The sequence below is a fragment of the Bdellovibrio sp. CKG001 genome, from assembly GCF_055397465.1.
In genome coordinates, this window is sequence record NZ_AP029173.1 from 2,085,684 (window position 1) to 2,098,524 (window position 12,841).

Below are 12,841 nucleotides of genomic sequence, written 5' to 3' on the forward strand. Positions count from 1 at the left end.
ACATGAAAAAATCCTTTTTTCTGTCACTGATTGCAACCCTCATCGTCCACACCGCCAGCGCCACCACGGAACTGGTTCGCCTGTATGAATGGTCTCCAGGAAACACCCTGGCGCCGCTGATTCTTCCCGTTAAAACCGGAGAAACTCCAGAGCAGGCGGCACAAAGATATTTACAGAATCTGAATCGCAATCCTGAGTTGATGGAGCTTTTTGAAGGCCGTCTTCCTGAAGTCAGACTCTCGGGATTCAAGCCCTTGGATGAAGCCCGCCGCGAATCCCGCGCCCTTCTGATTGCCAATCTGCCAAAAGATTACACTCGCAATTCGCAGCGAATTGAGAACTTCCAGAAAATTTTCGCCAAAGGAAAACACAGCTCTTACATCCTTCCGATCAACGCCAACCTGGGGCTTTCACAAAGCGAAACCCGCGACCTGTTTGCACAGATTTCAGAAAAATTCCCTTTTATGGTAGCCATGGGCGGCGATGACGTGGAGCCTGCTTTGTACAAGAAACAAAATACTCACTCGCGCAACACCATCCCAGCGCGCGATATGTTTGAAATCGAGCTGATCAAGTCTTATGTTACCCGCGAAAAAGGCTTCCTGCTGGGGGTTTGCCGTGGGTCGCAGATTTCTTCTGTCGCGTTGGGATACAAATTGATTCAGGACGTCCCCTTCCATGTTGGCACAAAGGTCAGCCATGGAAATGACTGGCACGAAGTCGAACTCAAACCCACCAAACACAACATCCTGGCTTCTTTGCTGGGACCAGGACAGAACAAAATGACCGTCAATTCCCTGCATCACCAGTCCGTAGTGTTCAAAGAAGGCGGCCCTCTGCAACTGGCGGCCCAGGGACACGACGGAGTGACAGAAGCCACGGAGTTCAAGAACGGACGCGGCCTGCTATTGCAGTTCCACCCTGAACTCATGAACAATGAACTGGGCTCTAAGATCCTTTGGCGCGTGCTCAAGCAAAAGAATGTGGTTATGCCCGGCCGCTGTGGAAAGGTGTTCTCACTTTAGTCCTCTTAAGTCGGTTTTTATATGTACCGGGCCATTGCCAACTTAAACGTTGCCTCCTTTAGCCAGTGTTCTAACATGGAGGCATGTTGGAAAAGATTTTTCTTCATCAAAAGCAGTATGCCCTGAAGCTTCGCAGTGAGTCCTTGAAGACCCGCATTCAAAGCCTGGAGGCCCTGGAAAAGGCCATCGAAAGTCATCAATCAGAGATTATTGCAGCCCTAAAAAAGGACTTCAACAAACCCGAAGCTGAAACCCTGCTTTCTGAAATCTATCCGGTCCTGAAGGAACTTCATTTCACCCGCAAAAATCTTAAATCCTGGTCCGGCCCTCGCCGGGTGCAAACCCCATGGACCTTGTTTGGCAGCCAAAGCTTCATCCAGCCTGAGGCGCGAGGCGTATGCCTTTTGATCGGCCCCTGGAACTATCCATTTCAATTGGTGTTTCTTCCTTTGATCTCGGCCATTGCTGCCGGAAATTGTGCCATCCTTAAACCTTCTGAACTGACTCGTCACACAAGCTCAGTCATCAAAAAAATTACCGAAGCGGCTTTTGCCACTGAACATGTCTTTGTGGCGGAAGGTGGCGCTGAAACGACTCAGGAGCTTCTGAAGTTTCCCTTTGATCACATCTTTTTTACCGGCAGCACCCGCGTGGGAAAAATCATCATGGAGGCTGCCGCCAAACACCTTAGCAGCGTGACTTTGGAGCTGGGGGGCAAGTCCCCGACGATTGTTGATGCAACGGCAGATCTCGCGGTGGCCGCCGAAAAAGTTGCCTGGGCCAAGTTCATCAATGCCGGCCAAACCTGCGTGGCCCCCGACTATCTTTTTGTGCATGAGTCCGTGGCATCATCCTTTAAAAAACATCTTATAGCCGCGATTCAAAAGTTTTACGGATCTTCAGCAGAGCAGATTCAGCACAGCCCGGATCTGGCACGCATGGCCTCGGTGAACCATACTCAGCGTTTAAAAAACCTGATTGACGATGCCGTTGCCAAGAAAGCTGAAATCATCTTTGGCGGGCATTGTGAGCCGGAAAAACACTATTGCAGCCCCACGCTGCTGGATAAAGCAGATCCGCACTCTTTAGTCATGCAAGAGGAAATCTTCGGTCCAATTCTGCCGATGATGACCTTTAAAGAGATCTCAGAGGTCATACATTTTATCAATGAACGCCCCAAACCCTTGGCCCTGTATTTCTATTCACACAGTCAAATGAACTCGGAAAGAATTCTAAAAGAAACCAGCTCTGGTGGACTGGTCTTTAATGATTCATTGATTCACTTTGTGAACCCCCATCTTCCCTTTGGTGGCGTCAATCACAGTGGAATTGGAAGTTACCACGGCTGGCATGGGTTTCAGACCTTTTCCCATGAAAAGGCCGTCCTGAAGCAGTCCTTCTTGGGCAAGATGCTTCGGATTATGTATCCACCCTACAGCAGTTTTAAAATGAACGCCCTGAAGACTCTGCTGCGCTGGCGGATTTAGGTCAGCTGCAGAATCTTATCGCGATCGCCCACAATCCAAAGAACATCCCCACGGCACAAGGTGACACTGGAGTCCGGATTTAGAATCCGCCCACCTTCACGTTCGATACCGACAACAAGTCCGTGGGTTGCCTCACGCAAACCGCAATCCCGGATGGTTTTATTTATAAACGGAGACGTGTCCGTCAGCAGATACTGCTCAAGGCTGTATTCAGCTTCCGCCTGACCGGAAGGTGCCGGCAGTTCGTCTTCGATAAAGGTCTTAAACTGGATCAACTGCGCATCGGTGCCGATCACAAACACATGATCATAAGGCATCAGACATTCTTTTCGCCCTGGGGCCGTGACCCGACGGCGTCCCCGTTCAATTAAAGCAATCGTAACCCCGTATTTTTCTCGAATAGACAACTGATGCAAAGGCACACCGACATACGGGGCTTCCGGTGGAATTTCAAATTCCGTGATATGCGCATCCCATGGCGCCAAGGCCCGGTTGTTTTTGCGGGCATGAGTTTTCTGAACCTCATCATTGAGGTTTGTCAGGAAACGACGTTCAAACCAATGATAGATGTCCTGAAGCTTCTGCGACAGAACATACCCCACAACCACGACCATCCACAGGGTGATAGCCACCGCCCACATCAGTGGAACAAACTGCGCCACCATGGCCCCCAACAAACCAACGGCAAGCATGATTCGCGACACCAGGAAGACATAGTTGTGACTGCCCTTTCCCTGACCAACCAACAAGGCTTCAAACTGTCTTGTACGACCGAATGCCAAAGCCCAAAGAAATGGAGCACTTAAAATCAAGGTTGCACTTAAAGATATAAACTTCGCCGGACCTTCTGCGATCTGGCGTTCTAATAGAAACGGCAAAAACACCCGAGCCATGGTCAGGAAGACCGCAATAACCACCACGGCATTTAGAAGCACTTTCAGCACGTAAGCGCGCACCTGTTCGCGCCACTCCTTGTTCCCCGCCATGGAAAAAGAAATCACACTGTAACTGTCCAAGGAATGTATCACTTTTGCAGGCAACACCTTTTCCAGCCAACCATAGACCCTGTCAGCAGAACGGGTCATATAAGGCGTTGTAAAGGCGGTCAGCACAGAAACGGCCACGGCGATCGGGTAAATCTTTTCGCTGATAACTTTAAGGCTCAGCCCCAAAGTAGCAATAATAAAGGAAAATTCACCAATTTGCGCCAGACTCATTCCCGATTGCACCGAGGACTTCAGTGTCTGCCCGGAAAGCACCGACCCTAAGGTTACACTTAAAGTTTTACCAACAACCACGACCGCAGAAAGCAGCAGAACTTCCTTCCAATAAATGGAGATAATCTGCGGATCAATCAGCATACCGACAGAAATGAAGAAGACTGCGGAAAATAAATTCTTAATCGGCGCAATCAAATGATGAATTCGTTCACCTTCGATCGTTTCGGCCAAAATTGACCCTGTGATAAAGGCTCCCAATGCCGAAGAAAACCCAACATTACTGGCAAAAACCACCATCATGAGACAAAGCCCCACAGCCACCACCAAAACGGTTTCTTCTGACAAAAGCTTTTGGGCTCTTTTCAGGAAACTTGGAAGCAGGAAAATACCCGCCACAAACCAGATAGACAGGAAGAAGGCCAGCTTCAAAACCGCCCCCAGCATCTCGGTTCCCGAAAAATCCCGAGTCAAGGCCACCGTGGTGAGCAGGACCATCAAAAGAACAGCCACCAGATCTTCGATCACCAGCACACCGAATACCATGCCGACAAACTTCAGATTCTTAAAGCCCAGCTCTTCAACAGTGCGGATAATAATGGACGTCGATGAGATCGACAGAATCCCGCCCAGGAACAAGCTATCCATCGCGGACCACCCCAAAATCTGCCCGGTGGTATACCCAAAGAGGATCATCAAAGAGACTTCAAACACAGCCGTAAAACTGGCAGAGCCCCCTACACGCATTAGCTTTTTGAAGCTGAACTCCAAACCAAGGGCAAAAAGAAGGAAGATCACACCGATCTCTGCCCACAGATTAATACTGCCAACACCTATCACCGTCGGAAAAATAGATGTCTTTGGTCCCACCAAAAAGCCGGCAACCAGATATCCAAGAACGATAGGTTGATTGAGTCTTTTAAACAGTAAAGTGACCAAGCCGGCTGTCCCAAGAATCAGGGCCAGGTCGTGAATCATCGCGGGTAAATGCTGCATATATTCTAACTATGCGCCTACTTTTTCCCAAAAGGTACCTGCTTACTTTTGCAGGAGCGCTGCGCCAATGCACGGCCTCTGAAAAGCTGGGGCGAGCCATCCTTCGTGGGAGAGCGCCCTGGGAGCCCTTGAGGCTCGGTGGGGCCCCTCAAAAGCAAAACGGCCTCCTGTTTCCAGGAAGCCGTTTTTTAATGTCATTTTTCTAGATACGAATTACTTCGCGTCGATCGCAGCTTGAACAGCCGCTTCTGCGTTTACGATACCTGCGCCAAGCTCATTAGCAGAGTTTGGAGAAAGTGGCGTTGCAGTGCGCTTCAAGATTTCTTTTACTTGAGCGCCAGTCAAAGACTTGTTCGCAGCTTTCATCAAAGCAACCACACCAGATACGTGAGGAGTCGCCATGGATGTACCGTCAAAGGCAGCATAGTCAGTAGCTACAGTTTGCAAAGTAGCAGTTACTTGCTTACCAGTGCCGATAACACGCAACAACTCTTGACCAACAGTTTGCTCAATCATGAACACGCCGATTGGAAGAACAGAACCATCGTCAGTCAAAGCACCTTGGATCAAACCTGGAGCGTTGTTGTAGATGATCGCGCCAGCAGCACCTGCTTTGATCGCGTTTTTAACTTTGTCAGAGAAGTTGATTTCACCGCGAGAGATCAAAGCAAATTTGCCTTTAACATCCACTTTCGCGAAATCTTCAACTTTACCCAGGCCAGCAGGAACCAAAACGTTCGTCTCTGGAGTCAAAATTTCTTTCGCGCCTTGGAATGTAGAAGAAGCTACTTTTACCTTTTTCTGACCGTTGGAAACTTCAACAGAAGACTCACGACCTGTGCCCATTGGTACGGAAGAAACAACCGCAACACCCGGAGCAACTACAGCCAATTCAGGACCGTATTGAGAGAAGTCTGCTTTTTTCAAGTTCACATCTACTGCACCAACTGCGATCACAGTTGGAAGAGCCGCTGGATAAGAAACACGGTTTGTCCCGTTGTTACCAGAAGCAGCCACAACAGTGATACCTGCACGGTCAGCTGCTGCAACTGCATTTCTTTCAGCAGGAGTGGACCAAGCGCCACCCAAAGACATGGAGATCACGTCCACTTTTTCCTGGATACCCCAGTTGATACCTTGAGCGATAGCGATGTTGGAGCAACCTTGCTCAGAGCACACGCGACCTGCCAGGATCTTAGCTTTTGGAGCCACACCAGTGAAACCAGTTTTATCCAAAGCGCCCGCGATAGTACCCGCTACGTGAGTACCGTGACCAACAAGGTCAGTGAAGTCAGAACCATCACTTGCGTCAGTGAAGTCTCTACCTGCTTCGAAGTTAACTTTCAGAGATGGGTGAGCAGCATCGATACCTGTGTCCAAAACTAGAACACGAGCACCGGAACCGCGCTTAGCTTTTGACCAAGCTTCAGTCGCTTTAACTGCATGGATACCCCATGGAGTTTTTTGACCCAATTTTTGGGATTGTTGTCTTTGCGCCAGGTAACCTTTTACTGGAGCTGGAGCTTCGTGGAAGATTTCCTTCTCAACGTATGCCACTGCAGGATTAGCTTTTAGTTTTTCAACTTGAGCTTCGCTGGAAGTGTTAACAATAAGTGTATTCAAGTTAGCAAGACTGTCTTCCAGTTGACCTACAGCTTGAGACTGAACACCCAAGTCGATCCCTTTAGCTGCATAAGACCCCTTCATCTTATAAGCCATGTGGGCTTTGTTGAAAGACGCCTGGTCTTTCATGATCACGAGTACGCGCTCTGCCTGAGCTGATGTCGCGAACAGCACTGATACAATAAGTGCAAACACGTTGAGTTTCATTAAAATCCCCCCATATCCATGGACTTCAACTATTGAAGTCCTCTATGGGTAGGCACTTCATTTCAGCTTGAAAGATTTATCAAGTACTCTTTTGGAACCACTTGCACTTTTTTTTGAACACAAAAAAGTGAAAAAATCTGTCATGGCACCTGTAGTTCCAAAGTGGAACCCCAGTTCAATTTTAGGACCACAGCAGCCTTTACTATTAATAAAGCTTATAGTTGCCATCATTTATTTGAAGCTGAGCTGCCTAATATTAAATCAGAGTAAATGACCCGCTGCAGCGTTGCTTTTTTGTTCCTGAGCAGTTCTTGGGCACAAAAGCAAAACGACTTATTTGATATTTCGCAAACGACGACGCATTTTTCGAATGGCAAAAAGCATTTCCAGACTGTCGCGCACGATATGAACACGGGAAGATTCCTTATGCTGCCAACGAATCGGAACTTCCTGCACTTTCAGACGAAACTTTTCCATGACCAGAATCAGCTCAACATCCCAGGCAAAGCGCTCCACACTCAACTGTGGCAGAACCTTCTGACGAAAAAATTCGTTCGTATGAATAAGTTTGAATCCGCATTGGGTGTCTTTATAGGGAAGTCCCACAAACAGGCGCAAAATCTTGTTGAAGGTCTTCCCCATGGTCTGACGAATCCAATGCTGCCGCACCTCGATCTGACTTTGTGGCAAGGCACGCGAACCCATTATCAAATCCGCTTGAGGCATGAAGGACTGCAGTTTGCGCAGCTCCTCCCACGGTGTTGCCATGTCGGCATCAGCAACCAGCACCCATTCAGAACATGCTTCAATCAGGCCCTTTTTAACCGCGGCCCCCTTGCCCCGATTCTGTGAAAACTCCAGAAGCTTCAACAAACTCCAGTCACACGCAAACTCCTCGACCACGCGGGAAGTAGAATCAACCGAGCCGTCATCCACCACCAGCACTTCAGAAATAATCACCGGCAGTTCCTTGTTCAGGCACAGCCTTTTCAGCGCCTGCAGAGTTTCCGGCAGGCGCTGGGCTTCATTGAAGGCTGGAATCACAACCGAAATTTCAGTCATCAGTGACCATGACTTCCACTAGAGGACTTAGGCACGTTAGCCCCCACGGGCAGGAAGAAGCTTAATGGACTGGACAAGAAACGTTTCACCACCGCTTGGCGGATGGCTTTTCTTTGCGGAGGCTGGACACCGCGGGCTTTGATTGCGACCCACAAAGCCATGCCGAAGCTGATCAAAACGTTGAAGGCCCCGATAAAGAAGATGCCGATGACCGCTCTCCAGAAATCCCAGGTCTTCATAAAATCAAGCCCCAGAACCGGAAGGGCTCCTCCCAGAGTGCCGGACGAAAGGGTCACGTGCCTGATGTCCAACGGCAAACCGATGAACTTTAAAATTTCCGGTGTCATCCCCAGCATGATCCCCAGCGAGATATTCCCCGCCAGGCCCGAGATGTTCTTTTCAAAGAAGACGGCAATACCGCGGGCCCCGCGTTTGCCGAAAACCGCTTTCAGCGTCGGGCTGCGCGCCAGGGTCTTACGCAGGGAATTTAAGGCAAACCAGTTATCGCTCCATCCCGACACCAGGCTGGACATCCACAAAAGAATGCCGGTGAATCCCGCATACAAAACAGCCGGCCCTAAAATATCCACGGACTTAAACGCATACTGCGCTTTTTCGAGCGACATCAAATGCCCGCCAAAAAGAAGATTGAAAACCGCATCAATCAGAATCACACATGGCACGACAAACATCACGTTTCCGGCAATGGCCGCCACCTGCGAGCGAATCAAATGCGTGATGTCTGTGACCAGCTCATTCATGCCTTTTTCACTGTCCACATCCTGCATCTTTGCCGCCAGCGCCGGAGCCGTCATGGCAGGCTGCTTGGTCCCCAGGGTGAAGCCAGCCAGATGAATCGCCACAAAACTTAAGGCATAGTTCAATGAGGCAAGGAAGCCCTCCATAAAACCAGACAGCCCCAGCGCCAGAATGCCGATCTTGGCATAAACTGTCAGCGCCGTTATAGCCCCGCCGCCACCGGCCGCCTGAAGCATGTGACGATATTCATCTTTGGTTCGGGTGATATAGTGTTCTCCGGTCTCTGCCGCCCGCTCAACCACTTTGCGTGCCAGCAAGGAGATATTTTGTGACAGCAACGAGGAAATACTGCGCAGATCCTGATTTTCCTCGACCAGTTTGGAAAGAAAGCTTGTCACTTTTTTCGTGTCCAAACGTTCATTCAGAAGAATTTCAAGCAGACTGTCGATACGCTGCAAATAAGTTCTCAGGCGTGCCATCTGGAAGACCAGATCCACACTGACTCCGTATTCATCCAGGTGCTTGTGGACCTGCGCCAGCTCACGGCGACACTCCCACACGATCATGCGAAAGCGGGACGCCTTTTCCAGGGTCAGATTGCGGTCTCCGGCATGATAGGCATTCACGAACTCCTCTAGGCCTCGCACCAGGGCAAAGAACGCCGAATCACGAAAGTTGGGTTTGTCCAGACGATTGCGAATGGCCGGAGACAAGCCAATCGCCCGAACCTGAATGACCAGATAAACCAACGCATCTTCCAGATCGATCTTGAAACGATTCCAGTCCTGTTCTTCAGGCCCCACTTCATAGTGGAACAAGTCGACAAGTTTTTCGAAGGTCACATTATCGATGGAGGAAATCCACACCGGGTCGTCTTTTTCCGGGAACAGGGCCCAGAACAGATAGCCCAACTCGTGATCCAGAGGTGGCGTCGGCAGCATCTTCATCATCAGACGGTCAGACAACTCACTCCACAGCCCCAATTCACGTGGCAGGCCGGTTTCCGTGTATAATTCCAGACCGCTGACCTCATGAACCACCGTTCGCAAAATGACGGCGACTTCTTTCTTCCAATTGGGATTGCGATCCAAAACCATCAAAAGATAGCGCAAACGCGCCACCGGCAGTCGTCCGGTTTCTTTTTCGATATGGGCGTCCACCGCCCCCTCGTAGCGCACCCACTGCAGCAGACGAACCAACCACTGCAAGCGGTCTTCCAGCTGCTTCTGTTCCTGGGCTGATGCCAACAGGACATCCAGATCACTATGAACCTGACCGCTTTTTTTGTATTGAACAAAACGATTTCTGAACTCTCTAAGTTTTCTAAACATAGAAAAAGTTTATAGAAATCCATTTAGAATTGGCACGACGGATTCACATATATACGCAACGCACAACAAACAAATCCGCCCTTAATCCCGCAACTTTTTGTGGCATATATCCCCAAAGGGCTTTGTGTTAGAAACGGCGCATGAGCAAAATACTGGTTTCTGTCTTTCTGATTCTTACTTCCCTGGGCACCTCGGCCGCAGAGAAGTTTGACGTGCTAACGGGAAGGAATGTCCTGACCGGAGAATCCCAGGAGTTCGCTTTCGCCTCATCCCCGGCCACGGTCGTCGTCTTCATGTCCGCCAAATGCCCTTGTTCAGCCAGCCACGAAGGACTGCTGAAGGATCTAAGTCAGCAGTTTAAGACTTTCAAATTCGTGGCAATCCATTCCAATGCAGACGAAGATGCTGACATCACCAAGGCCCACTTCCAGGATGCCCATCTGACGTTCCCCGTGCTCGCAGATTCCCGCAGTCATTGGGCCGACAAGCTGGGAGCCCTGAAGACCCCCCATGTTTATGTTTTTAATTCCACAGGAGACATCGTTTATCAGGGGGGCGTCACCGACAGTCATGTTGGTCCCTCTGCAAAGAAACATTATCTGAAGGAAGTGCTTGAAGATCTTCAGGCGAGCAAAACGCCCCGGCACAAAGAAGGGCGAGCCCTTGGTTGTTATATTCAAAGAGCGGAGAACTTATGAAAAAACTGATTCCTTTCATCCTTCTATTCAGTCTGTCTGCGTGCGCGCAGCCTCACTATATTTCAGCTAACGACCTGCAAGAGCCTCAGGGCACTCAGGCCGAAGATACCTGCCTGCTGAAGTTTACCAAAGCCGGTGTTTGCGCGGAAATGCAGTGGCTGACGACTCCGAGCAGCTCGGACTACTCTGAATTCACCTTGAAATTTAATTCACCACAAATCACGGCGGCAAATCTGTCTGTGGTTTTGTGGATGCCATCTATGGGACACGGATCTGCCCCGGTCAAAATTGAAGACTTAGGCCAGGGTCAGTTCCGTGTTCACCGTGTTTACTTTGTCATGCCTGGTGAATGGGAAGTGCGCGTGAGCCTGAAAAACCAATCCACCACCGTGGATCAGGTCTTTGTTCCGCTGATGGTGCCATGATTAAAGCTGCTTCAGCTTTTCTTGTTATTTTTCTTTCCTGGGGCTCCTTCACCCAGGCGGCCAGCTGTTGCGGGGGAAGTTTTTCTTTTCCCGCGCTGATTTTGGGTGATGACAAGGCTCAGGTGACTTCCACCTATTCCTATTCAGAGATCACCGATGATGTATTAAGCAGTGGTCAGTGGATGAAAAGAGACGACGGCAACCAGTCACAGACCCTGAAGATCGAAGGCGCCTTGCTTTTGGCAGACACCTGGCAGGCCGGACTTTCTGTTCCAGTCATTGCAAAAAAAGACCGCCTTCACAGTTCAGCCTCCGGCGTGGGGGATGTCTCTTTATATCTGGGACATGAAACATTCCCAGAGCTGCAGTATTCCCGCTGGAAACCCCGGGGCGTGACCTTCCTGCAGATAACCCTGCCCACGGCCCCTTCCATCTATGATGAAGAGGCCACGACTTCCAACAAAATTCGTGGCCGTGGTTTTCTTTCCTTAGGGGGCGGCGTCGCCTTGGTAAAAACCTGGCGCGTGTGGGATGCCAACTTCAGCTCAGAAATTCATAAATCCTTTGAGCGGACAGCAGAAGGCAGTGCCTACAATGGCAAGACCACTGTTACACCCGGCTGGGGCACGACACAGAGTGTGGGACTGGGCTGGAATAAAGAAAACCTGCGCTTAGGCAGCAGCGTTTCCTTCCTTTACGAAGAGGCCATCCGTATTCGCGGCTCCACCTCTTCTGATGGGCAAAATCAAAAACACTTCACCTGGGGAGTTTCTGGCAGTTATATGCTGTCGCAAGAGTCGGCTCTGACATTGGTCTACAGCGATCAAAGTCTGCTGGGGAATCCCGTCAACTCGACGCTGTCAAACACCATCAGTGTCAGCTACCAACAACGCTGGCAGCGCTAAAGAGACACTATACATCCACACAGAAGTAAGGAATTTCAACCACCGCACGAATGCCCTTACGAGCCAAGGTGGCTGCCATCACAGAGCGAACTCCGGTGATGTTTTTGCCTTTGGCACCAATGATCTGTCCTAGGCATTTCTGGTCGCATTCCACCTTGTAAACGGTGGTTTTATCGCCGACCTCAAAGCTGACCTCAATGGTTTCTGGAAAATCGACCATGCCTTTGAGCAAAGTCTCAAGAAGTTGCCTTCCATTTTCCCGGTCCTGTTGTTGGTCCGGAGTGTTTCTAACTTCAGGTCTCTTCTTGATCACTTTGAGCTCTTTAACCGCTGACATACTTTAGCTTCTCCAGTAGGTCCTTGATACTAAACATTTCGGCGCCGTAATGAACTAGCTTAAGTGCAAAACCAAACCTTTGGTTTATTTATTTTAAGTTTTATTTTGAGATTTCGTCGGCTTACCATCTGATAGTAGCTATTTTACTGAAGATTCACCTTTTCCCAAGGAGCGCTCATGTTGCAAGTGATAAAGTCTTCCGAGTTTGTATCCATGCCCTGGAAAAACGGTCAGGGAATGACGGATCAAATTGATCTGCTTCCGGGACGGGATCTGCCCTATTTGTGGCGACTGAGTTCAGCCCGTGTCGAAGCGGCAAGTCCCTTTTCACTTTTTCCTGGGTATGACCGTCTGCTGGCCGTCTTCCAGGGTGAAGGGTTGCTTCTGAATGACCGGCCGTTGCTGCGGCATATGCCGGTGGCCTTTGCCGGAGAAGAGGAAATTCAATGCAAATTGCTGGCGGGGCCGGTGCGCGATCTGGGGCTGATTTATCATCGTGAAAGTTTTATGGCCACGATGGTGCATGAACATATTCCGGCCGGCTCGGAACAAACCGTACAAACCGTCGGACAAACCACTTTCTTTTTTGTTTCGCACGGAACAATGACCACTGAAAATCTGACTGTCTCAACCGGCGACGCCTTGAAGGTCCAAGACAGCATTTCTCTGCAAATTAAGAATGACGGTCCGGAGCCTTTGGATTTCCTGCAAATCTCCATCACTCCCCGCCAAAATACAGCTGACTAGCTTGGGACTATCGCGTTCCCGA

At 49.8% G+C, this 12,841-nt stretch carries 11 protein-coding genes; 6 read left to right on the forward strand and 5 right to left on the reverse strand.

Features of this window, described 5'->3' with window-relative positions:
* The first annotated feature begins 2 nt into the window (after positions 1-2).
* Together ACZ50P_RS10085 and ACZ50P_RS10090 are read left to right on the forward strand one after the other, a co-directional pair.
* Complete coding sequence (locus ACZ50P_RS10085) at positions 3-1,025, forward strand: gamma-glutamyl-gamma-aminobutyrate hydrolase family protein (protein ID WP_464130913.1); 1,023 nt, start codon at positions 3-5, stop codon at positions 1,023-1,025.
* 83 nt (positions 1,026-1,108) lie between these two features.
* Positions 1,109-2,512 (forward strand): aldehyde dehydrogenase family protein, encoded by a 1,404-nt coding sequence (locus ACZ50P_RS10090; RefSeq protein WP_464130914.1) that lies wholly within the window; start codon positions 1,109-1,111, stop codon positions 2,510-2,512.
* Here the strand turns inward: ACZ50P_RS10090 and ACZ50P_RS10095 are convergent.
* The 4 genes from ACZ50P_RS10095 to ACZ50P_RS10110 form a co-directional block, all read right to left on the reverse strand.
* Complete coding sequence (locus ACZ50P_RS10095; protein WP_464117068.1) at positions 2,509-4,725, reverse strand: monovalent cation:proton antiporter family protein; 2,217 nt, start codon at positions 4,723-4,725, stop codon at positions 2,509-2,511. The genes ACZ50P_RS10090 and ACZ50P_RS10095 overlap by 4 nt on opposite strands.
* Before the next feature lie 213 nt (positions 4,726-4,938).
* Entirely contained in the window at positions 4,939-6,555 is a 1,617-nt protein-coding gene (locus ACZ50P_RS10100; RefSeq protein WP_464117069.1) for a S8 family serine peptidase, read from the reverse strand.
* A gap of 333 nt (positions 6,556-6,888) precedes the next feature.
* Positions 6,889-7,617: a dolichyl-phosphate beta-glucosyltransferase gene (locus ACZ50P_RS10105; RefSeq protein ID WP_464130916.1), complete on the reverse strand. Its 729-nt coding sequence runs from the start codon at positions 7,615-7,617 to the stop codon at positions 6,889-6,891.
* The gene (locus ACZ50P_RS10110; protein WP_464130917.1) at positions 7,617-9,707 is read right to left on the reverse strand and encodes a site-specific recombinase; all 2,091 of its coding nucleotides are present in this window, start codon (positions 9,705-9,707) and stop codon (positions 7,617-7,619) included. Before ACZ50P_RS10110 ends, ACZ50P_RS10105 begins: the two co-directional genes overlap by 1 nt.
* 140 nt (positions 9,708-9,847) lie before the next feature.
* On the opposite strand from ACZ50P_RS10110, the gene ACZ50P_RS10115 reads away from it, so the two are divergent.
* From ACZ50P_RS10115 to ACZ50P_RS10125, 3 genes are read left to right on the forward strand one after another with little or no spacing between them, the layout of a single operon-like run.
* Entirely contained in the window at positions 9,848-10,405 is a 558-nt protein-coding gene (locus ACZ50P_RS10115; RefSeq protein WP_464130918.1) for a redoxin family protein, read from the forward strand.
* Entirely contained in the window at positions 10,402-10,830 is a 429-nt protein-coding gene (locus tag ACZ50P_RS10120) for a FixH family protein (protein WP_464117073.1), read from the forward strand. The genes ACZ50P_RS10115 and ACZ50P_RS10120 overlap by 4 nt, the downstream gene beginning before the upstream one ends.
* Positions 10,827-11,735, forward strand: a complete 909-nt coding sequence (locus tag ACZ50P_RS10125) for a serine protease spb1 (protein ID WP_464130920.1) — start codon at positions 10,827-10,829, stop codon at positions 11,733-11,735. Before ACZ50P_RS10120 ends, ACZ50P_RS10125 begins: the two co-directional genes overlap by 4 nt.
* Before the next feature lie 7 nt (positions 11,736-11,742).
* Here the strand turns inward: ACZ50P_RS10125 and ACZ50P_RS10130 are convergent, their stop codons facing one another.
* The gene (locus tag ACZ50P_RS10130; protein ID WP_464117075.1) at positions 11,743-12,072 is read right to left on the reverse strand and encodes a KH domain-containing protein; all 330 of its coding nucleotides are present in this window, start codon (positions 12,070-12,072) and stop codon (positions 11,743-11,745) included.
* Between the two features lie 177 nt (positions 12,073-12,249).
* Here ACZ50P_RS10130 and ACZ50P_RS10135 point away from each other — a divergent pair, with 177 nt between their 5' ends.
* Positions 12,250-12,819, forward strand: a complete 570-nt coding sequence (locus tag ACZ50P_RS10135) for a HutD family protein (RefSeq protein ID WP_464130921.1) — start codon at positions 12,250-12,252, stop codon at positions 12,817-12,819.
* Positions 12,820-12,841: the final 22 nt, after the last annotated feature.

Coding starts and splice junctions, on each gene's coding strand:
- ACZ50P_RS10085 (WP_464130913.1), top strand. CDS start 3: ATGAAAAAATCCTTTTTTCTGTCACTGATTGCAACCCTCATCGTCCAC.
- ACZ50P_RS10130 (WP_464117075.1), bottom strand. CDS start 12,072: ATGTCAGCGGTTAAAGAGCTCAAAGTGATCAAGAAGAGACCTGAAGTT.
- ACZ50P_RS10090 (WP_464130914.1), top strand. CDS start 1,109: ATGTTGGAAAAGATTTTTCTTCATCAAAAGCAGTATGCCCTGAAGCTT.
- ACZ50P_RS10095 (WP_464117068.1), bottom strand. CDS start 4,725: ATGCAGCATTTACCCGCGATGATTCACGACCTGGCCCTGATTCTTGGG.
- ACZ50P_RS10135 (WP_464130921.1), top strand. CDS start 12,250: ATGTTGCAAGTGATAAAGTCTTCCGAGTTTGTATCCATGCCCTGGAAA.
- ACZ50P_RS10115 (WP_464130918.1), top strand. CDS start 9,848: ATGAGCAAAATACTGGTTTCTGTCTTTCTGATTCTTACTTCCCTGGGC.
- ACZ50P_RS10125 (WP_464130920.1), top strand. CDS start 10,827: ATGATTAAAGCTGCTTCAGCTTTTCTTGTTATTTTTCTTTCCTGGGGC.
- ACZ50P_RS10110 (WP_464130917.1), bottom strand. CDS start 9,707: ATGTTTAGAAAACTTAGAGAGTTCAGAAATCGTTTTGTTCAATACAAA.
- ACZ50P_RS10120 (WP_464117073.1), top strand. CDS start 10,402: ATGAAAAAACTGATTCCTTTCATCCTTCTATTCAGTCTGTCTGCGTGC.
- ACZ50P_RS10100 (WP_464117069.1), bottom strand. CDS start 6,555: ATGAAACTCAACGTGTTTGCACTTATTGTATCAGTGCTGTTCGCGACA.
- ACZ50P_RS10105 (WP_464130916.1), bottom strand. CDS start 7,617: ATGACTGAAATTTCGGTTGTGATTCCAGCCTTCAATGAAGCCCAGCGC.